19 protein-coding genes are annotated in these 19,571 nt (G+C 66.5%); 13 read left to right on the plus strand and 6 right to left on the minus strand.

Going from position 1 to position 19,571, the window contains the following annotated elements:
- Positions 1 to 103: 103 nt before the first annotated feature.
- Positions 104 to 589, minus strand: coding sequence for a DUF4124 domain-containing protein (locus tag ACUCV0_RS03075; protein WP_482211970.1), 486 nt, complete (start codon positions 587 to 589; stop codon positions 104 to 106).
- 167 nt (positions 590 to 756) lie between these two features.
- Here ACUCV0_RS03075 and lpxO point away from each other — a divergent pair, with 167 nt between their 5' ends.
- The 4 genes from lpxO to ACUCV0_RS03095 all read left to right on the plus strand — a co-directional run bounded on the left by lpxO (position 757) and on the right by ACUCV0_RS03095 (position 6,881).
- Positions 757 to 1,656, plus strand: a complete 900-nt coding sequence (gene lpxO, locus ACUCV0_RS03080) for a lipid A hydroxylase LpxO (protein WP_482211971.1) — start codon at positions 757 to 759, stop codon at positions 1,654 to 1,656.
- Positions 1,657 to 1,778: 122 nt separating this feature from the next.
- A complete protein-coding gene (imuA, locus tag ACUCV0_RS03085; protein WP_454252791.1) occupies positions 1,779 to 2,393 on the plus strand; it encodes a translesion DNA synthesis-associated protein ImuA in 615 nt (204 codons plus the stop codon).
- A 7-nt stretch (positions 2,394 to 2,400) separates the two neighbouring features.
- The gene (locus tag ACUCV0_RS03090) at positions 2,401 to 3,810 is read left to right on the plus strand and encodes a Y-family DNA polymerase (RefSeq protein WP_482211972.1); all 1,410 of its coding nucleotides are present in this window, start codon (positions 2,401 to 2,403) and stop codon (positions 3,808 to 3,810) included.
- Positions 3,807 to 6,881, plus strand: a complete 3,075-nt coding sequence (locus ACUCV0_RS03095) for an error-prone DNA polymerase (protein ID WP_482211973.1) — start codon at positions 3,807 to 3,809, stop codon at positions 6,879 to 6,881. Before ACUCV0_RS03090 ends, ACUCV0_RS03095 begins: the two co-directional genes overlap by 4 nt.
- Before the next feature lie 95 nt (positions 6,882 to 6,976).
- On the opposite strand, the gene ACUCV0_RS03100 is transcribed toward ACUCV0_RS03095, so the two are convergent.
- The 3 genes from ACUCV0_RS03100 to ACUCV0_RS03110 form a co-directional block, all read right to left on the minus strand.
- The gene (locus ACUCV0_RS03100) at positions 6,977 to 7,249 is read right to left on the minus strand and encodes an HU family DNA-binding protein (RefSeq protein ID WP_007159052.1); all 273 of its coding nucleotides are present in this window, start codon (positions 7,247 to 7,249) and stop codon (positions 6,977 to 6,979) included.
- 424 nt (positions 7,250 to 7,673) lie between these two features.
- Positions 7,674 to 8,045: a YkgJ family cysteine cluster protein gene (locus tag ACUCV0_RS03105; protein ID WP_059314338.1), complete on the minus strand. Its 372-nt coding sequence runs from the start codon at positions 8,043 to 8,045 to the stop codon at positions 7,674 to 7,676.
- Between the two features lie 106 nt (positions 8,046 to 8,151).
- A complete protein-coding gene (locus ACUCV0_RS03110; protein ID WP_482211974.1) occupies positions 8,152 to 9,060 on the minus strand; it encodes a LysR family transcriptional regulator in 909 nt (302 codons plus the stop codon).
- Between the two features lie 99 nt (positions 9,061 to 9,159).
- On the opposite strand from ACUCV0_RS03110, the gene ACUCV0_RS03115 reads away from it, so the two are divergent.
- Entirely contained in the window at positions 9,160 to 9,558 is a 399-nt protein-coding gene (locus ACUCV0_RS03115; RefSeq protein WP_482211975.1) for a DoxX family protein, read from the plus strand.
- A gap of 21 nt (positions 9,559 to 9,579) precedes the next feature.
- Positions 9,580 to 10,356, plus strand: coding sequence for a DODA-type extradiol aromatic ring-opening family dioxygenase (locus ACUCV0_RS03120; protein ID WP_454252794.1), 777 nt, complete (start codon positions 9,580 to 9,582; stop codon positions 10,354 to 10,356).
- A gap of 82 nt (positions 10,357 to 10,438) precedes the next feature.
- Here ACUCV0_RS03120 and ACUCV0_RS03125 read toward each other — a convergent pair whose 3' ends face one another.
- Positions 10,439 to 11,032 (minus strand): Yip1 family protein, encoded by a 594-nt coding sequence (locus ACUCV0_RS03125; protein WP_007159047.1) that lies wholly within the window; start codon positions 11,030 to 11,032, stop codon positions 10,439 to 10,441.
- 292 nt (positions 11,033 to 11,324) lie between these two features.
- Between ACUCV0_RS03125 and hpxO the strand changes: the two genes are divergently transcribed.
- From hpxO to ACUCV0_RS03140, 3 genes are all read left to right on the plus strand, one after another.
- Positions 11,325 to 12,482 (plus strand): FAD-dependent urate hydroxylase HpxO, encoded by a 1,158-nt coding sequence (gene hpxO / locus ACUCV0_RS03130; protein WP_482211976.1) that lies wholly within the window; start codon positions 11,325 to 11,327, stop codon positions 12,480 to 12,482.
- Between the two features lie 75 nt (positions 12,483 to 12,557).
- On the plus strand, positions 12,558 to 13,571 hold the full coding sequence (locus ACUCV0_RS03135; protein WP_059314342.1) for an ABC transporter substrate-binding protein: 1,014 nt from the start codon (positions 12,558 to 12,560) through the stop codon (positions 13,569 to 13,571).
- Between the two features lie 46 nt (positions 13,572 to 13,617).
- Positions 13,618 to 14,400, plus strand: coding sequence for a phosphate/phosphite/phosphonate ABC transporter substrate-binding protein (locus ACUCV0_RS03140; RefSeq protein WP_482211977.1), 783 nt, complete (start codon positions 13,618 to 13,620; stop codon positions 14,398 to 14,400).
- A 693-nt stretch (positions 14,401 to 15,093) separates the two neighbouring features.
- Here ACUCV0_RS03140 and ACUCV0_RS03145 read toward each other — a convergent pair.
- Entirely contained in the window at positions 15,094 to 15,930 is an 837-nt protein-coding gene (locus ACUCV0_RS03145) for an MBL fold metallo-hydrolase (protein WP_482211978.1), read from the minus strand.
- A 158-nt stretch (positions 15,931 to 16,088) separates the two neighbouring features.
- On the opposite strand from ACUCV0_RS03145, the gene ACUCV0_RS03150 reads away from it, so the two are divergent.
- The 4 genes from ACUCV0_RS03150 to ACUCV0_RS03165 all read left to right on the plus strand — a co-directional run bounded on the left by ACUCV0_RS03150 (position 16,089) and on the right by ACUCV0_RS03165 (position 19,478).
- Entirely contained in the window at positions 16,089 to 16,766 is a 678-nt protein-coding gene (locus ACUCV0_RS03150; protein ID WP_482211979.1) for a class I SAM-dependent methyltransferase, read from the plus strand.
- 87 nt (positions 16,767 to 16,853) lie between these two features.
- On the plus strand, positions 16,854 to 17,813 hold the full coding sequence (locus ACUCV0_RS03155; protein ID WP_482211980.1) for an ABC transporter substrate-binding protein: 960 nt from the start codon (positions 16,854 to 16,856) through the stop codon (positions 17,811 to 17,813).
- A 1-nt stretch (position 17,814) separates the two neighbouring features.
- Complete coding sequence (locus ACUCV0_RS03160; protein ID WP_482211981.1) at positions 17,815 to 18,666, plus strand: ABC transporter permease; 852 nt, start codon at positions 17,815 to 17,817, stop codon at positions 18,664 to 18,666.
- Positions 18,663 to 19,478 carry a quaternary amine ABC transporter ATP-binding protein gene (locus tag ACUCV0_RS03165; protein ID WP_323148655.1) on the plus strand — a complete coding sequence of 272 codons (816 nt, stop codon included), beginning with the start codon at positions 18,663 to 18,665 and terminating at the stop codon, positions 19,476 to 19,478. The genes ACUCV0_RS03160 and ACUCV0_RS03165 overlap by 4 nt, the downstream gene beginning before the upstream one ends.
- Positions 19,479 to 19,571 lie beyond the last annotated feature (93 nt).

Consider the following 19,571-nt stretch of genomic DNA (forward strand, 5'->3'; position numbering starts at 1 on the left):
CATCGCTGGGAAAATGTAGTCGCCGACAACAATCAATTCGAACAGGCCAGAACCGCACCGAAGGGCGCAAGTTCGTCGTCAACTTCCTGCACAAGCGCTAGCGCTAGCGATCGATCGGGATGCCCCGGTTCGGCGGCGGCGGAGGCGCCGGCGGCTGGGGCTGCTGGGCCTGAGGGTGGGGCACCATATGCCAGCTCTCGTCACGCGGACGGCGGTCGATGTAGACCGGTACCGGCTGATAGAGGATGCCTGATCCGCGTACCTGGGTTTCCTGCCGAAAGCCGGAGGAAGAGGACGAGCCACCAACCACGGTGATGTCATCGACCGGGCGCTGGCGGGTGGAGGCCGGCGCCGGTACCACGGTGACTTCGCGCGGCGCGGCGGCCGGCGGAGGCGTGGCGGGTTTGGGCGGAGGGGTGAAGCCGTTGCTGTCGGGCAGATTCTGCAGCGGAATGGTGGTGATCTGACTATTGGTCGGGCAAGCGCCCTGGGTATAGGTCGTCCGCCCCTGGGCGTCCACGCATTTGTAGACATCCTGAGCGGCCACGACGCCACTAGCGAACAGCAGGCCATAGAGCAGCGAACGCATGATGAGGCCCTCCGGGCACTCGAAGTGTCACCTGCAGGATACAAGATGACCGCGACGGCTCCCAGTATCGAGAATAAGCCTGCGGCTAATCGTCAGACCTTAAAGGCTAGGCCTGGTCTGCTGTGAACGTATAACATCCTGAAACATTCTTTCCAGGACAGCGACGCGTGAAGTGGTTCGTTATCGGCGGTTTTTTTCTCTGCGTTTTGTATGTGCACTTCCGCGGTCGGGTGCGCCATCGCTTCCTCCGTCAGCTCAGTGATCATTCGACGGTGCTGGCACCGCTGAACACCTTCATGTTCCTGACGTCGCGGGTACCCAACCAGCCCTATCACCCGGTGGAGCGCTTTCCCGAACTCCAGGTGCTGCAGGACAACTGGCAGCTTATCCGCGACGAGGCCCTGGACCTGCTGCGCGCCGGCCAGATCAAGAAAGCCGCCGAGCACAACGATGCCGGCTTCAACTCCTTCTTCAAGAGCGGCTGGAAGCGCTTCTATCTGAAGTGGTACGGCGACAGCCATCCTTCCGCCATGCAGCTGTGCCCGCAGACCACCGAACTGCTGCGAGGTATCGGCACGGTCAAGGCCGCCATGTTCGCCGAACTGCCGCCCGGCTCGCGACTGGTGCGCCATCGCGATCCCTACGGTGGCTCCCTGCGCTATCACCTGGGCCTGGACACGCCCAACGATCCGCGCTGCTTCATCGAGGTGGACGGCCAGCGCTATCACTGGCGCGATGGCCAGGCGGTGGTGTTCGACGAAACCTTCATCCACTACGCCGAGAACACCACCGAGCAGGATCGCATCATCCTGTTCTGCGACATCGAGCGGCCCCTGCGCTATCGCTGGGCCGGCGCCTTCAACCGCTGGGTCAGCGGCACCCTGCTGGCCTCCGCGGCCTCGCCCAATGACGCCAGCGACAGAACCGGCGGCCTCAACCGCGCCTTCCGGCATCTCTATCGTATCCGCCAGCGTGGCAAGGCGCTGAAAAAGCGCAACCGCTTCCGCTACTACCTCGAACAGTGGCTGCTGCTGGCGGTGCTGATTGGCGTGGTCATCTGGATCTGACGGTCGCCTTCGTCAGCCAAGACAGCGGTTCGACTTGACCCCGACGCGAATCGCCTCTAATACTGTATAAATATACATATAGAGGCCATAGCCATGGACAACACCCCTGCAGGTCTGGCGGCATGAGCGGCGGCGCCAGCCTGGCCCGGCTGTTCGAGGAGCGGCGGCTCTGGAAGGGGCAGACCAGTCCCGAGGCCCGGCGTAGCCGGCAGCCCACCGGCGTCGCGGCCCTCGATGCCCATCTGCCCGGGGCAGGGTGGCCCGAAGCGGCCCTTACCGAATTGCTGCTCGCCGGGCCTGGCCACGGTGAGTTGCGCCTGCTCTGGCCGACCCTGGCCCGTCTGAGCCAGGCCGCCGAACGCATCGCCCTGATCGGCCCGCCGCTGTTACCCTATCCCCTGGCCTGGCAGGCGGCCGGCGTGGTGCTGGAATCCCTGGTGGTGATCCGCGCCCAGGGCGCCGAGGTGCTCTGGGCCGCCGAGCAGTGCCTGCGTTCGGGATGCTTCGGCGCGGTGCTCTGCTGGCCCGAGCGGGCCGATGATCGCCAGTTGCGCCGGTTGCAGGTCGCCGCCGAGAGCGGTCGTACCCTGGCCTTTGCCCTGCGCCCAGCCGCCGCCCTGGACAATCCTTCGCCAGCGGCCTTGCGCCTGGAACTCAAAGCGCCTCTCGAACGGGTCCACATCCGCAAATGCCGGGGTGGTCAGCCCGGTTCCCTCAGCCTGGCCGGCGGCGCTTGAGCAGGCCATGCGCTGGGCCTGCATCCTCTTTCCGCAGCTGGCACTGGATGCCGTGCTGCGCCGCCATCCGCAGCCGGAGCAGCCGCTGGTGCTGCTGGCCGGACCGCCACACCGACGCCTGCTGCAAGCCGTCAATCCAGCTGCGCGGGCCCTGGGGCTGCGCCCCGGCCTGACCCTGGCCGCTGCCCAGGCACTGACCCGCGATTTCGAGCAGCAGGAGCACGATCCGGCGCTCATCGAGACGGCCGAAGCGTTGCTGGCGGCCTGGGGTTATGGCTTCAGCTCCCAGGTCAGCCGCCACTATCCCCGGGCGCTGTTGCTGGAGGTGCAGTCCAGCCTGCCCCTGCTGGGGCCCTGGCCGCGTCTGGAGCGGCGCTTGCGACAGGAACTCCAGGCCCTGGGCTTTCGTCATCGACTGGCCCTGGCGCCCAACCCGGTGGCGGCGCGGATGCTGACCAATGTCGCCGATGGTCTGGTCGCGTCCCCCGAAGATCTGCCGCACCTGCTCGACCGCCTGCCCGTGGAGCGGGCCGGTTTCAGCCCTCAACAGGCCCAGGCACTGGTACGCATGGGCATCCGCCGGCTGGAGCAGCTCAAGGCTTTGCCCAGGGCCGCCCTGGCCCGGCGCTTCGCGCCGGAGCTCCTGCAGCAGTTGGATCTGCTGTGCGGCAGTCGCAGCCTGGCGCTGGAGTTCTATCGGCCGCCTGATCGCTTCGTGGCGCGGGTGGAACTCAACTTCGAGGTGGAGTCCCACCAGGCGCTGCTGTTCCCGCTGCGCCGCCTCACCGCCGACCTGGCCGCCTGGCTGGCCAGTCGCGACCGCGGCGTGCAGCGTTTCCTCCTGTGGCTGGAGCATCGCCAGGGCCCGGCCAGCACCCTCACCATCGGCCTGCTGGCGCCCGAGCGGGATGCCGCCCTGCTGTTCGAATTCGCCCGTGGCCGTCTCGAACAACTGCAGGTGGTGGCGCCGGTCCTGGCGCTGCGTCTGGAAAGCGAGGAGTTGCCGCTTTTCGTACCCGAGCGCCACGGGCTGTTCGACGAGCGACCGGACCAGGCCGTGGGGTGGGAGGTACTGCGCGAGCGCCTGCGCGCGCGACTGGGCGAGGAGGCGGTGCTCGGCCTTGGTATTCAGGCGGATCACCGCCCCGAGCGGGCCCTGGTCTGGCGTCACGAACGGCGCCCGGAAACCGCCTTGCCCGGCCTGCGTCCGGGCTGGCTGCTGCACGAACCGCGCCCTCTCGACGGTCAGCCAAGACGGGTCCTGGCCGGTCCCGAACGCATCGAAAGTGGCTGGTGGGACGGCGGCGACCAGCGCCGTGACTACTACCGCATCGAGGTGGCCGACGGACGCCAGGCCTGGGCCTTCCGCCGCTATGGCGAAGAGGCGCCCTGGTGGATCCAGGGCTGGTTCGCATGAGCGGCTATGCCGAGTTGCACTGCCTGTCGAATTTCAGTTTCCAGCGCGGTGCCTCCAGTGCCCTCGAATTGTTCGAGCGGGCCAAGGCGCTGGGCTACGGGGCGCTGGCCATCACCGACGAATGCACCCTGAGCGGCATCGTCCGTGCCTGGCAGGCGGCGCGCCAGGTCGGGCTGCCTCTCGTCGTCGGCAGCGAGATGACCCTGGACGACGGCCTGCGCCTGGTGCTGCTGGTGGAGGATCTCCAGGGCTACGCGAGTCTCTGCGCCCTGATCACCCGGGCGCGCCGCCGTGCGCCCAAGGGGCGCTACCAGCTAGGTCGCGCGGATCTGCAGCAACCCTTGCCCGGCCTGCTGGCCATCTGGTTGCCGGGCGGCGAGCCCCTGGTCGAGGAGGGCGTCTGGCTCAAGCAGGTCTTCGCCAAGCGGCTGTGGATAGGCGTCGAGTTGCTGCGCCAGGCCGACGATGCCGCCCGGCTCGCCCAGCTGCAGGCGCTGGGTACGCAGCTGGATCTGCCTGGGGTGGCCTGCGGTGACGTGCACATGCACACCCGGGGGCGACGCGCTCTGCAGGATGTGCTTACCGCCATCCGCCATCATCTGCCGGTGGCCCAGGCCGGTTACCGGTTGCACCCCAATGGCGAGCGCCATCTGCGGCCGCTGGCGGTGTTGGAAGGGCTCTATCCTGAAGCCCTGCGCGGCGAAACCCTGAAGATCGCCACCCGCTGCCGCTTCGACCTGGGTGAGTTGCGCTACCACTACCCCCACGAGGTGGTACCCGCTGGCGAAACGGCCCATTCCTGGCTCGCCGAACTGACCCGTCGCGGCCTGGCCTGGCGCTGGCCGGAAGGACCGCCAGACAGGGTCACCCAGCAGGTAGCGCTGGAACTGACGCTGATCGCCGAGAAGGGCTACGAGAACTACTTTCTTACCGTGCACGACATCGTCGACTACGCCCGCCGCCAGCACATCCTCTGCCAGGGCCGTGGTTCGGCGGCCAACTCGGTGGTCTGCTACGTGCTGGGGATCACCGAGCTGAATCCGCTCACCGGCCATCTGCTGTTCGAGCGCTTCATCTCCCGCGAGCGCGACGAGCCGCCCGACATCGACGTCGACTTCGAGCACGAGCGACGCGAAGAGGTCATCCAGTACGTCTTTCGCCGCTATGGTCGCGAGCGAGCCGCGCTCACCGCAGTGGTCAGTACCTATCACGCCGCCGGCGCCCTGCGCGATGTCGGCAAGGCCCTGGGCCTGCCGGGTGACCAGCTCGATGCCCTGTCCGGCTGCGCCGGGCGCTGGACCGACGAGATCCCGGGCCCGCAGCGCCTGCGCGAGGCAGGTTTCGACCCGGACAGCCCGCTGCTGCAGCGGGTGCTCATCCTCGCTGGTCAGCTGATCGGGTTTCCCCGGCATCTCTCCCAGCACCCCGGCGGCTTCGTCATCTCTGAGGCTCCCCTGGCGACGCTGGTGCCGGTCGAGAATGCCGCCATGCCCGAGCGCACCCTGATCCAGTGGGACAAGGACGACCTTGATGCCGTGGGCCTGCTCAAGGTCGACATCCTTGCCCTGGGCATGCTCAGCGCCCTGCGCCGCTGCTTTGACCTGGTCGCCGACTGGCGCGACCAGCGCTGGACCCTGGCCAGCCTGCCCCAGGAGGATGGGCCTACCTACGCCATGATCTCCCGTGCCGATACGGTGGGGGTGTTTCAGATCGAATCCCGCGCCCAGATGGCCATGCTGCCGCGCCTCAGGCCTCAGACCCTCTACGACCTGGTGATCGAGGTGGCCATTGTGCGGCCCGGCCCCATCCAGGGCGACATGGTGCATCCCTACCTGCGCCGCCGGAATGGGGAGGAAGAGGCGGACTATCCCCATGACGAGCTACGCCCGGCTCTGGAGCGTACCCTGGGGGTGCCGCTGTTCCAGGAGCAGGTGATGCAGATCGCCATGGTCGCCGCCGAATACACCCCAGGCGAGGCCGATCAGCTGCGGCGTTCCATGGCCGCCTGGAAGCGCCATGGTGGCCTCGAACCCCACCGCGAGCGGCTGCACAGGCGCATGGTCGAGCGCGGCTATAGCCCGGCATTCGCCGCGCGGCTCTTCGAACAGATCAAGGGCTTTGGCAGCTACGGTTTTCCCGAATCCCATGCCGCCAGCTTCGCCCTGCTGACCTATGCCAGCTCCTGGCTCAAGTGCCATGAGCCGGCCGCCTTCGCCTGTGCCCTGGTCAACAGCTGGCCCATGGGGTTCTACAGCCCCGACCAGGTCCTTCAGGACGCCCGGCGCCACGGCATCGAGGTGCGTGCCGTGACCGTGCAGGCCAGCGACTGGGACTGCCGGCTGGAGGCGGGCGCGGGCCATCAGCCGGCGATCCGTCTGGGCTTGCGACTGGTGCAGGGGCTGGCGGAAGCGGTCGGCCGGCGTCTGGTGGCCGCGCGAGGCACGCAGCCTTTCCGCGATGTCGAGGATCTCTGCCGGCGGGCAGAGCTGGATGCCCGGGCGCGCGGGCAACTGGCCGAGGCTGGCGCCCTGGCGAAGCTCGCCGGCGATCGCCATCAGGCGCGCTGGGCCATGGCAGGTGTGGAGCGCCAGCTGCCGCTGTTCGAGGCAACCGGCAGCGCCGCCGAGGAGCGCCCGGTCTTGCCCGCGCCCAGTGTCGCCGAAGACCTCCACGCCGACTATCGCATGCTGGGTACCACCCTGGGTCCGCATCCGCTGTCCCTGCTCAGGGGCGAACTCCAGGCGCGGCGTTGCCGGGATTTTCGCCAACTGGCCGAGATCGAGCCAGGTGCCCTGGTGCGGGTAGCAGGTCTGGTGCGCGGACGGCAGCGACCCGGCACGGCCAGCGGGGTTATCTTCGTGACCCTGGAAGACGAGCACGGCATGCTCAATGTGGTGGTCTGGCGCGCGGTGGGCGAGCAGCAGCGACGACCGCTGTTGCAGGCTCGGCTGCTACAGGTCGAGGGGCATCTGGAGCGCGAGGCGGGGGTACAGCACCTGATCGCTGGTCGCTTGACCGACCTGAGTCCACTGCTCGACGAACTCATGGTGTCGAGTCGGGACTTTCACTAGGGCGAGGAGAGGGTAGAGCGGGAGAGGGTGAAGCGGAGGACTGTCTTCCGAAGCGCTCTTGAGCGCCCGGAAGACAAGAATCGACCAACGCAGTCTTAGCTGACGGCGTCTTTCAGGCCTTTGCCGGGCTTGAAGCCAGGCAGCTTGGCAGCGGCGATCTTGATGGTGGCACCGGTCTGCGGGTTGCGGCCTTCGCGAGCAGCGCGCTCTTTTACTGCGAAAGTTCCGAAACCGACCAGGCTGACGCTGTCGCCTTGCTTCAGGGCGTCGGTCACCGCAGTGGTGAAGGCGTCCAGGGCTTTGGCAGCGGTGGCCTTGGGCAGGTCGGCAGACGCGGCAATGGCGTCGATCAGCTCAGCTTTATTCATGTAAAAACTCCATGTGTGAGTATTGGCCAGGCAGTATAGCGGCAGCTTTGCCTTGCGTAGAGCCTTTGTGAGCCTCTACGTGGCCGGTTGAAGCAGCCTTGTTGTTCGGCGCTACAGGATACGCATAGCGGGCGAAAGAACGATAGGGTATTCGATCTGCCAGGGGCGTGAAAACCTGATCCGCACTGCATTTTCCACGCTTCACAGCCCAGCCGTCGCCTTTTTGGGCAGCGCCGATGGCCGTTTGGTTTCCTCCAGGCGCTGAACGAAAAGTCGCGAGCGAGGGTGAGGCGAGGTGAAAACGCTACGCAAGCGTAGTTCACGCGTAGTGAATGAGCACGGCGACGGCGCCACCCTGACCGCACTGGTGCCCAGGGGTTTTGCAGCGAAGCATCACCCAGCGCTGCTGGTTTTGGTACAGCGCCTAGGCTACCCGGTCAGGAGAAAGCTGGGGCTGCAGCGGTGGCGTAAGAGGTGGTAGACCATAGGCGGCGCGGGCGGCATCGCAGTGGGGATTGGCTTCGCCGTTCTCCCAGGCGGCGGTGAACTCGCGGCAGGTGCTAGAGCGGTTCTCGTAGACGGTACAGCGGGTACCGCAGCCCACCTCGCCCAGCAGCGCCACGCAGCGTACCGGCTTCTGCTCGGTGCCCTGCATGGCCGCCAGATGGGGGCTGACCGCGACGGTCAGGTAGTCGGGTACCAGGCCGCCTGCCGACTGGCATTCGCCCCAATAGAAAGACACGCGGAAATGGGCGCAGCAGGCGCCACAGTTGAGGCAGGGATTCTCGGTCGACATGGACGAACGCCATCGCAGAAACCGGCAGCGCCGGCGGGACAGACGTGGATTCTAGGCAAGCCCCAGCAAGCTGCGAAGCCCCCCGCAATGACCGTTCGGCGGCGACCTACGGCACTCTTTTCAGGTGTCCGGGTGTGACCAGATGTCGCTGCAGCCAGGCGATGAACAGCCGTACCTTGGCCGGTACCAGCCGCCGATGGGGATAGAGGGCGTGGATGGCGATGGCCTGGGTATGCCAGGGGGTGAACAAGCGCTCCAGCCGACCCGTCGCCAAATCGGCACTCACCAGGAAATCCGGCTGGCGAATGATGCCGTGGCCGTCCAGCGCCGCCTGGTGCAGGACACTGCCATTGTTGGCACGCAGATGCCCGCTGACCTTGACCTGCAAACGCTCTCCCTCCCGCTGGAATTCCCAGTCGTCGCCATCGCTGGCGTAGCTGTAGAGCAGGCAGCGATGCTGGCGCAATTCGGCGGGATGCTCAGGGCGACCATGGCGCTGCAGATAGGTGGGCGCGGCGCAGATGAACAGTTCCACCGCCCCCAGCGGCTGTGCCACCAGGCTGGAGTCACTCAGCTCGCCGATGCGCACGGCCAGATCAAAACCCTCCTCGACCAAGCGCACCTGCCGATCACTCAGTTCCAGGTCGATGGAGACGTCCGGATACTCATGCAGAAAGCTGCTCACCAGGGGCGCCAGGTGACGCACGCCAAAGGTGAGGGGGGCACTGACCCTGAGCCGTCCGCGAGGGCGCTCGTGGCCCTCCTGCAGGCGCTGCTCCAGCACGTCCAGATCGCCCAGCAGCGGTACGAGCCCTTCATAGAGTGTACGACCGGCCTCGGTCAGGCTCAGGGTACGGGTGGTACGTTGCAACAGGCGGGTGCCGTAGTGCCGTTCCAGGGCGGCCAGGTGCTTGGTGAGCGCCGAGCGAGACAGCTCCAGACGCTCGGCCGCGGCTGTCAGGCTGCCCAGTTCGACGATCTTGATGAAGGCCTGCAGGGATCTCAACGTATCCAAAGATTGTTTCCAATACGTGCACAGTTCATTCCCAGGGTGCGCCTTTATTCGCTGCTTGGAAACAGGACAATAGGCTCATCTTCCTGTCTGAGAATCATCATGACCGACCGCACCTCGTCCTATGCCGCCCTGTTGCTGCGCCTCGCCCTGGGCGCCATGTTCCTTGCCCATGGCCTGACCAAGTTGCTGGTGTTTACCCTGCCGGGCACGGCGGGCTTCTTCGCCTCGGTGGGCTTTCCTGGCTGGATGGCGTATCCGGTCACCTTCTTCGAACTGGGCGCGGGCGTGCTCTTGATCCTGGGCGCCTGGGTGCGTCCGGTCGCGGCAGTGGCCGCCGTCCAACTGTTCGCGGCCGCGACGGTCCATTTCGGCAACGGCTGGTCCTTCTCCAATCCCAACGGCGGCTGGGAATATCCGCTCTTCCTTGCCGTGACCGCCGCTGCCCTGGCCCTGCTGGGCGCAGGTCGGCTCTCCTGGGATGCCCGCAAGCACGCCTGATCACCCTACGAGGTCGCCACCATGTCGCTTCCCACCTTGTTCGTTTCCCACGGCTCGCCCATGGAGGCGCTCGATGCCGGCGCGGCGGGCGAGGCCTGGCGCGCCTTGGGGCACGCCCTGCCGACCCCGGCGGCCATCGTCATGGTGTCGGCGCACTTCGATACCCGGATACCGGTATTCGGCAACGCCAAGCGGCCGGCCACCGTCCATGACTTCCATGGCTTTCCCGAGGCCCTCTACCGGCTGGATTATCCTGCGCCTGGCGCTCCGGCACTGGCCGACCAGCTGGCTCAGGGGCTACGTGACCAGGGCTGGGAGGCCGAAACCGGTGAGCAGGGACTGGACCATGGCGCCTGGGTGCCTTTGCGCTATCTCTATCCCGATGCTCGGATCCCCGTGGTACCCCTGTCGATGAGCGCCGCGCGCGGACCGGAGTACCATTTCGCCCTGGGTCAGGCGCTGACCCGGGTGCTACCCGCCGATACCCTGCTGATCGGCTCCGGCAGCCTGACCCACAACCTGGGTGATTTCCGCCGTGGCGGTGACGAGTCACCTGGCTATGTGCGGGACTTCCAGCAGTGGATCCAGGGCCGTCTGCGCGAGCGGGACCTGGAGGCCTTGCTCGATTACCGGCGCCAGGCACCGGGTGCCCGCCAGGCGCATCCTACCGACGAGCACCTGTTGCCGCTCTTCGTCGCCCTCGGTGCAGCGGATCCGCAAGGCAGCTTCCAGGTCCATCACGACGGCATCGCCCATCGCATCCTGGCCATGGATCTCTACGGCTTTTCCCGCCACTAGCCGATCAAAAAGAAGGCCCGGGTCAATCGCTGACCCGGGCCCTTGTCTTTCGGACGAAACTGTTCGCTGCAGGCATCGCTCCTCAGCCGAACAGCTCCGGACCGTAGCCCCACATCAGCACCGTGGTAGCCATCAGCACTTCCAGCACCAGCACCCCGATGGCCAGGGTGGAGCCGGACATGATGAAGCCTTCCCGCTGGTCGATGTTGAGGAAGGAGGGGATGCCGGTGTAGAGCAGGTAGGCCGAATAGGCCAGGCCGACGATCCCGGCGATGGCGCACAACCACACCAGTGGATAGAAGCCCACCAGCCCGCTCAGCAACATGGGCGTGGCTACATAGCCTGCGAAGAGAATGCAGCGATTGGCACTGGGCCGATCCGGATAGCGCCGCGCCAGCCAATGGATCACGTGCCCCATGGCCACCACCGCGGCCATGATCAGTGCATAACTGATGACCGCCAACACCACGGCGGTAGGTAGATCCAGTACATGGGCTTCGCCGCCGCCGAAGCGCCAGCCGAAGGTGGTGGTACCCACCAGCGAGGCGACGACGGGAATGGCGGCCAGGAAGGCAACGTGATGGGCAAAGAAGTGCCCGACCGTTTCCCCTTCGCGACGAATCTGTTGCCACTCGCGATCGGGATGGGCCAGCAGGCCCCAGACATGATTGATCATGATTCTGCTCCTCACCCGCTGTGGTCGCCGCAAGCGGGCCTCTATGGGATGGCGAACGCTGTGTCTCACGCAACTGGCGACTACCTTTGGAGTATAGAAGAGCTCTGCAATGCGTCATGCGAGCCGACGAAGGGCAGTCTGCCTGGAAACGAAGCGACCAATGGTCATGGGGCACCAGTCCGGTGCATTTTTTCGTGTGGTATCGCTCGTTGGTGCCCTACGTTCGATACCTGACCACCTGGACAGGATATTGCTTGCTCAAGGCATCTGTTACCGCCATGCGAGGCCCGTCATGCCATCTCTCGACATCATCATCGCCGGTGCCGGCATGGGCGGCCTCACTGCCGCCCTGGCGCTCGGTCAGGCCGGGCATCGGGTCCGCCTGTTCGAGCGGGCGCAGGGCCTGGCCCCCATCGGCGCGGCTCTCTCCATCTGGCCAAACGGCGTCAAGGTGCTCGAACGCCTCGGCCTCGGACCGGCTATCGCGGCGGTGAGCGGCGATATGCAGACCATGAGCTATCACGATCGCGAGGGGCGGTTGCTCACCCGCTTCAGCCTGCTGCCTCTCTATAAGGCGGTCGACCGCCCGGCGCGTCCCATCGCCCGCGCCCACCTGCAGCGACTGTTACTGGACGCCGTGGGGACCGAACGGGTGACCCTGGGCGTCGCTTGCGAGGATTTCGCACAGGACGCGGACGGCGTGACCGTGCAGCTCAGCGACGGTCGTCGCGAGCGAGCCGATCTGCTGATCGCCGCCGATGGCACCCACTCGCGCTTGCGGGATCGGGTGGTGGGGCAGGCGATCACCCGGGAATACTGTGGCTACGTGAACTGGAATGGCCGGGTCGCCATCGCGCCGGAGCTGGCGGACGAGCACGAATGGGCGCAATTCGTCGGGGATCACCAGCGCGTCTCGCTGATGCCCATGGGCGGCGGCGAATTCTATTTCTTCTTCGATGTGCCCCTGCCCAAGGGCACGCCCAACGAGCGCGATCTGTACCGCGCGGAGCTGGCCGCGCACTTCGCCGGCTGGGCACCGCCGGTGCAGCGCCTCATCGAGCGCCTGGATCCCCAGGGCGTGGCTCGTGTGGAAATCCACGATACACGTCCGCTGCCGACGCTGGTACGGGGGCGGGTGGCCTTGCTGGGCGATTCCGCCCATGCCATGGCGCCGGATCTGGGGCAGGGCGGTTGCCAGGCCATGGAAGACGCCTGGGTGCTGGCGCGGTGCCTGGAGGCAGACGCCGATCCGCGCGTGGCACTCCAGGCCTATGAGCAGGCGCGCCTGGAGCGGGTCGCCGGGATCGTCGAGCGAGCACGCAAGCGCTGCGAGATCACCCATGGCCACGAGCCCCTGGCTACCCAGGCCTGGTACGCTGAATTGGCCCGCGAAACCGGGGAGACGGTGATCGCCGGCCTGCGCAAGACCGCCGATGGCGGCCCGCTGTGAATTAGCCCTGGCCCACGGTGACGATTGGCAGTGCCGGGGGTCGAAAAGCCCACGTCCTCGTCGGAGAGTTAGCCCATGCGTCTGCGTCTCGCCCTGACCCTCGCCAGCTTCGCCATCGCTCCGCTGGCCTTCGCCGCCGATGGCGGCTGCCCCTATCCGCAAACGGTGAAATTCGCCGGGCCCAACTGGGAAAGCGGCATGTTCACCACCGAGGTCCTGCGCCTGCTGGTGGAGAAGGGCTACGGTTGCCAGACCGACAGCGTGCCGGGCAACACCGTGACGCTGGAAAACGCCCTGGCACAAAACGACATCCAGGTCACCGGCGAGCAGTGGGCTGGGCGCAGCCCGGCCTGGCGCGCGGCGGAAAAGGCCGGCAAGGTCTTTGCCGTGGGCGAGACGGTCAAGGGTGCCACCGAAGGCTGGTGGGTGCCGGAATACCTGGTCAAGGGCGATCCCGCTCGCGGTATCAAGGCCAAGGCGCCGGACCTGAAGAGCGTGGCCGATCTGCCCCGCTATAAAGAGCTGTTCCGCGATCCGGAAGAGCCGGGCAAGGGCCGCTTCCTTAACTGCCCGACCGGCTGGACCTGCGAGATCGTCAACAGCCAGAAGCTCAAGGCCTACAAGCTCACCGACAGCTACACCAACTTCCGCACCGGCACCGGCCCTGCGCTGGATGCCGCCATCGCCACCGCCATGCGCCGGGGTGAGCCGGTGCTCTTCTACTATTGGTCGCCGACCCCCTTGATGGGCCGCTACAAGCTGGTTCAGCTGGAAGAACCGCCCTTCAGCGAGAAAGCCTGGGCGACGCTGTCGGATCCCAAGAATCCCGATCCGCTGCCATCGCGCTCGCTGCCGGCCAAGATCACCATCGGCGTCTCCCGCGACCTGCATGACAAGGCGCCAGCCCTGGTGGCGCTGTTCGAGAAGGTCGAATTCCCTCTCGACCAGTTCAACGGCATCCTCGCGGGCATGGCGGAGAAGCGTGAAGACGCCCAGGTGGTGGCCAAGCGTTTCCTCAAGGAGCATCCGGAGGTCTGGACATCCTGGCTGCCGGCGGAAAACGCCGAGCGGGTGAAGGCGGCGCTCTAAGTGCAGTGATAGAGGATAATGGCGGTTTTCCGTGCTGGAGCCGCCCATGACCGTTGCCGCCCTTACCATGTACGTCGAGCCCGCCGAGGTGCGCGATGCCTATCGCCAGCTCGCCGAGGCTGTGGCACTACGCCTGGGGACGACGCTCGAACCTGCGCCCGAAGAGCTGCCTGCGCTCTGGAGCCATCCCGAGCTGCTGCTGGCCCAGACCTGCGGCTATCCCTGGGTCACCCGACTGCGCGGCCAGGTCCGCCTGGTGGCTGCGCCGCGTTACCGCTTCGATGGCTGCGAAGGTGCCGAGCATTGCGCCTTCATCCTGGTACCCGAAACCCTCGAAGCGAGCAGCCTCGCGGACCTGCGCGGTAAGCGCGTGGCGCTCAACAGCCTGGATTCCAACACCGGCATGAATCTCCTGCGCCAGGCCGTGGCCCCCCTGGCCGAGCGCGGGCGCTTCTTTGGCGAAGTGATCGTCAGCGAGAGCCATGCCAACAGCCTGGCGCTGTTGCAGCAGGGGCACGCCGATGTGGCCGCGGTGGACGCCGTGACCTATGGCTACCTGCAGCGCGCTGAACCCGAGCGAGTGACCGGTCTGCGCCCGCTGCAGCGTACCCGCCGGAGTCCGGCGCTGCCCTTTATCACCGCGGCCAGTCGCTCCGATGCGGAGGTTCAGGCTTTGCGTGAGGCACTAAGCGACAGCCTGGCCGCCGATCCCGAGCTGGCCGAACGCCTCGCCATCGAGGGATTCACCGCAGTAGACGAAGCGACCTATCTGCCCCTGCTGGACTGGCGCCGCGAGGCGGTGGAGCAGGGCTATCCGGTGATTGCGTAGGTGGGGATGAGATAGCGCCATCATCGAAGCCCAAACATGAAGGGCCAGGCCTGGCGCCGTTGGCGCTGCGTTCCGACCCATCGCGGCCATGGGCTGCTCCTACGGGACATCATGACTCTGTAGGAGCGGCCCATGGCCGCGATGAGCATCATAGGTTGGGTTGAGACGGCTCCATCATCGAAGCCCAAACATGAAGGGGCCAGGCCTGACACCGTTGCTGCCGCGTTCCGACCCATCGCGGCCATGGGCCGCTCCTACGGGACAGCATGACTCTGTAGGAGCGGCCCATGGCCGCGATGAGCGTCGTAGGTTGGTTGAGACGGCTCCATCGTCGAAGCCCAAACATGAAGGGCCAGGCCTGGCGCCGTTGCTGCCTCGTTCCGACCCATCGCGGCCATGGGCCGCTCCTACAGGACAGCATGCCTTTGTAGGAGCGACCCATGACCGCGATGAGCATCGTAGGCTGGGTTGAGACGGCTCTATCGTCGAAGCCCAAACATGAAGGGGCCAGGCCTGGCACCGTTGCTGCGGCGTTCCGCCCCATTGCGGCCATGGGCCGCTCCTACGGGACATCATGCCTTTGTAGGAGCGGCCCATGGCCGCGATGAGCATCGTAGGTTGGGCTGAGGCAGCTCCACCGTCGAAGCCCAACATGACGACTCCGCCCTTTGGGCTTCGCTGCCCTCAACCAACCTACGCCGGCACTCGCTCCTGTAACCGCCGAAACTCCATCAGGTCATGGCTGCAGAACAGTGTCAGCCCCAGATCCTGGCGCAGGGAGAGTTCGCGCAGGCGGGCCTGGTTGTCCAGGCGGCTGGCGCGGTCGTCTTCCATCAGGCGCTGGTAGAACCTCAGGCCCGGCGTGCAGTGACGCTCGGGGCGGCCCATCTCGTCGCGGTAGAAGTAGGCGTCACCGGCGTGCAGCAGCCAGCCGCCCTCATGCTGGATGGCGATGCCGGCATGGCCCGGGGTATGACCGGGCAGCGGGATCATCAGGATCTCCGGCGGCAGCCCAGGCAGGTCACGCACGCTGGCGAAGCCGTTCCACTGCTCGCCCTGGGGTTCATGGAAATTCCAGTGGCGGATCCCTTCCCACTGCGCCGGGCTGTAGCGACGGCGGCCGATGAAGCCGTGGCGCTGGCGCTGGGCGTCCCACTCACGCTGGAGCACATGGACCTGGGCCTGGGGAAAGTCATCCAGGCCGCCCGCGTGATCGAAGTCCAGGTGGGTCAGCACGATATGGCGAACATCGCCCGGACGAAAACCCAGGCGGCGAATCTGCGCCAGGGCGCTGAGCTCGGGGTCGTACTGGATGCGATTCATCAGCCGGAAGAAGGGACTCAGCCGCCGACCGCGCTCCTTGAGGTCGGCTTCACCGAAACCGGTATCCACCAGCACTAGACCGGACTGGTCCGTCTCCACCAGCAGGCAATGGCAGGCGAGGTGCGCGGCGAGGCCACGGCTGAAACCGTCGTACAGTGCCCCACCCAGGGGGCACATGCAGCCACAGTTGAGGTGATGGATACGCATGGTGGGCTCCGTGAGAATGTTCTCCGGTAGAAGAGGCGAGGGCGGACAAAGTTCGAGCGCAACGGCCGTCCGCTCAGGCGACCCTGCTGGCGCTGATGCTTGCCAGCAAGGGCCGGCAGGCCTAGGGTGGCGACGATCAATCGACCGGAGCACGACTCTTGGGTAGCGACAGCCAGGCGGGCGCCGCCGTCTATTCGCCTCTTACCCTGCGCCTCTACGACGCCTGGGTACTGGGGATTTCCAATCGGTACGCCTGGGGCTGTCCCACCGGCGAGGTCCTGCTGCCGTTCTTCCGCCAGCACGTCGGTCGACGTCATCTTGAGGTGGGCGTGGGCACCGGCTACTACCTGGCCAAGGCGGATCTGCCGGCCGACACCGAGGTCACCCTGCTGGATCTCAATCCCGCCAGTCTCACCGCCGCCCGCGCGCGTCTAGGGCGGCCGGCCCGGACCCTGCGCCACGATGTGCTGGAGCCGCTGGACGCTGCGGTTGGCCCCTTCGATTCCATCGCCCTGTTCTATCTGCTGCACTGCGTGCCGGGCAGCCTGGCGCAGAAGGGGCGGGCGTTCGCCCAGCTCGCACCAGTACTGGCACCCGGTGGCGTGGTATTCGGCGCCACCATCCTGGGCGACGCCGCGGGCCACAACGGCTTCGGCCAACGGCTGATGACCCTGTACAACCGCAAGGGCATCTTCGGCAACGCGGGCGATACCCTGGCGGATCTCGAGCGTGAGTTGCGTCGGCATTTCGTCCAGGTCGAGCTGCGCCAAGTGGGTCGGGTGGCGCTGTTCAGCGCCCGTGAGCCCCACGCAGGCAGTGCCAGAGCCTTCGGCTGAACCCTGAGCCTTCGGCGCTGACCAAGGTAGGATCGCCAGCGGAACGGCTCTGCCGTCCTGGCCCTCCCAGTGCAGACGGAGCCTCTCATGCCCACAGCCTTTCCCCGCCGTTCCCTCCTGGCCGCCGGCCTCTCCCTTGGCCTGCTGGCCGCCGGCACTGCCCAGGCCGACAGCTGGTGCGCCAGCAAGCCGGTGAAGTTCGCCGGGGTGAACTGGGAAAGCGGCATGCTGCTCACCGAATTGATGGGCTTCGTCCTGCAGCACGGCTATGACTGCAAGGTGGACAGCATCCCCGGCAACTCCATCACCCTGGAGCAGGCGCTGGGCAACAACGACATTCAGGTATTCGCCGAGGAGTGGATCGGCCGTAGCGAGGTCTGGAACAAGGCCGCCGCAGCCGGCAAGGTGGTTGGCGTAGGCGCCCCCATCGAAGGCGCCACCGAGGGCTGGTACGTACCGCGCTACCTGGTGGAAGGCAAGGATGCCAAGGCGCCCAACTTGAAGAGCATCGCCGACCTGGGGCAGTACGCCGAGCTGTTCCGCGATCCGGAAGAGCCTGGCAAGGGGCGCTTCTACAATTGCCCGGCCGGCTGGACCTGCGAGCTGGAAAACACCCAGATGCTGCAGAGCTACGGCCTGAGCGACAAGTACACCAACTTCCGCCCCGGTACCGGACCGGCGCTGGACGCCGCCATTGTCTCGGCCACCCGCCGCAAGCAGCCGATCCTCACCTACTACTGGTCGCCGACGCCGTTGCTGGGCCGGGTCGATATGGTGCAGCTCAAGCCGCGCGACGGCGAGGAGAAGCACATCCAGGTGCAGGCCGGACTCTCCAAACCCTTCCACGACGGCGCTCCTGAACTGGTCGCCGTGCTGAGCCGCGTCAATGTGCCCATCGACCTGCTCAACCGCACCCTGGCCGAACAGGCCGAAGCCAAGCAGGACGCGCCTGCCGCCGCCAAGGCGCTGCTCAAGGCCCATCCCGAACTCTGGCAGGCCTGGGTGACCGACGCGGCAGCGCGCAGCAAGATCCAGGCGGCGCTCTAGGATGTTTCCCGAAGGCCTGACCTTTTCCTGCGCCGACGCCGTCAATCGCGGCGTCGACTGGCTGGTGACCCGCTACGGCGATGTCTTCCGCACCGTCTCCGACACCCTGCTGCAGGCCATCGTCTGGCTCGAAGGCCTGCTGCGCAGCACCCCCTGGTGGGCGCTGTTGCTGATCGTCGCGGCCCTGGCCGCCCATGCCACCCGGCGGGTGCTGCCAACCCTGCTGATCACCGGCCTGCTGTTCCTGGTCGGTGCCCTGGGGCTCTGGGACAAGCTGATGCAGACCCTGGCGCTGGTGCTGGTGGCCACCGCCATCGCGGTGATCATCGGCATACCCCTGGGCATCCTCTGCGCCCGTAGCGCTCGCCTGCGCCTGGTGCTGATGCCGCTGCTGGACATCATGCAGACCATGCCCAGCTTCGTGTACCTGATCCCGGTGCTGATGCTGTTCGGCCTGGGCAAGGTGCCGGCGATCTTCGCCACGGTGATCTATGCCGCACCACCCCTGATCCGCCTCACCGATCTGGGTATCCGCCAGGTCGATCGCGAGGTCATGGAAGCGGTCAACGCCTTTGGCGCCAGTCGCTGGCAGCAGCTGTTCGGCGTGCAGTTGCCGCTGGCGCTGCCGAGCATCATGGCCGGCATCAACCAGACCACCATGATGGCGCTGTCCATGGTGGTGATCGCCTCCATGATCGGCGCCCGCGGCCTCGGTGAGGAGGTGCTGGTGGGCATCCAGACGCTGGACGTGGGCAAGGGCCTGCAGGCGGGCCTGGCCATCGTCATCCTGGCCGTGGTGATCGACCGCATCACCCAGGCCTACGGTCGTCAGCGCCACGAGGTGGAGCGATGAAAATCGTCGTCGAACGGGTCTCCAAGATCTTCGGCAAGCGCGAACAGGCGGCCCTGGCCTTGCTCCGCGAGGGGCACGACAAGGCCGAGATCCTTGCGCGCACCGGTTGCGTGGTGGGCGTGGACGACCTGTCCCTGGAAATCGCCGAGGGCGAGATCTTCGTCATCATGGGGCTGTCCGGGTCCGGCAAGTCGACCCTGGTGCGTCACTTCAACCGGCTGATCGACCCGAGCAGCGGGCGCATCCTCATCGATGGCCAGGACATCCTGCAACTGCCGCTGCCGGCGCTGCGCGAGTTGCGGCGTCAGCGCATCAGCATGGTGTTCCAGAGCTTCGGTCTCTTGCCGCACCGGCGGGTGCTGGACAACGTCGCCTACGGCCTCAAGGTCCGCGGCGAGCCCAAGGCGGTGTGCCGGGAACGGGCAATGCACTGGCTGGAGGTGGTCGGCCTGGCCGGCTACGAGGGCAAGTGGCCGCATCAGCTCTCCGGTGGCATGCGCCAGCGGGTCGGCCTGGCTCGTGCCCTGGCCACGGATACCGAGATCATCCTGATGGACGAGGCCTTTTCCGCCCTCGATCCGCTGATCCGTGCCGAGATGCAGGAACAACTGCTGGAACTGCAACAGCGGCTGCACAAGACCATCGTCTTCATCACCCATGACCTGGACGAGGCACTGCGCCTGGGCAATCGCATCGCCATCCTGCGCGACGGTCGCCTGGTGCAGGTGGGTACTCCCGCAGACATCCTCGGCCAGCCGGCCGACGACTACGTGGCCCGCTTCGTCCAGCGGCGCACCGCTGCGACAGTTTGAAACAATTGTGGCAGAGGCCTTCACGAGCATTTCACAGGCGTGACGCTCTGATGGTGAGACCTGCGGCCTGACCCTGTCAGGCCTTTCTCTTCC

Source organism: Pseudomonas sp. VMV1, assembly GCF_056790235.1.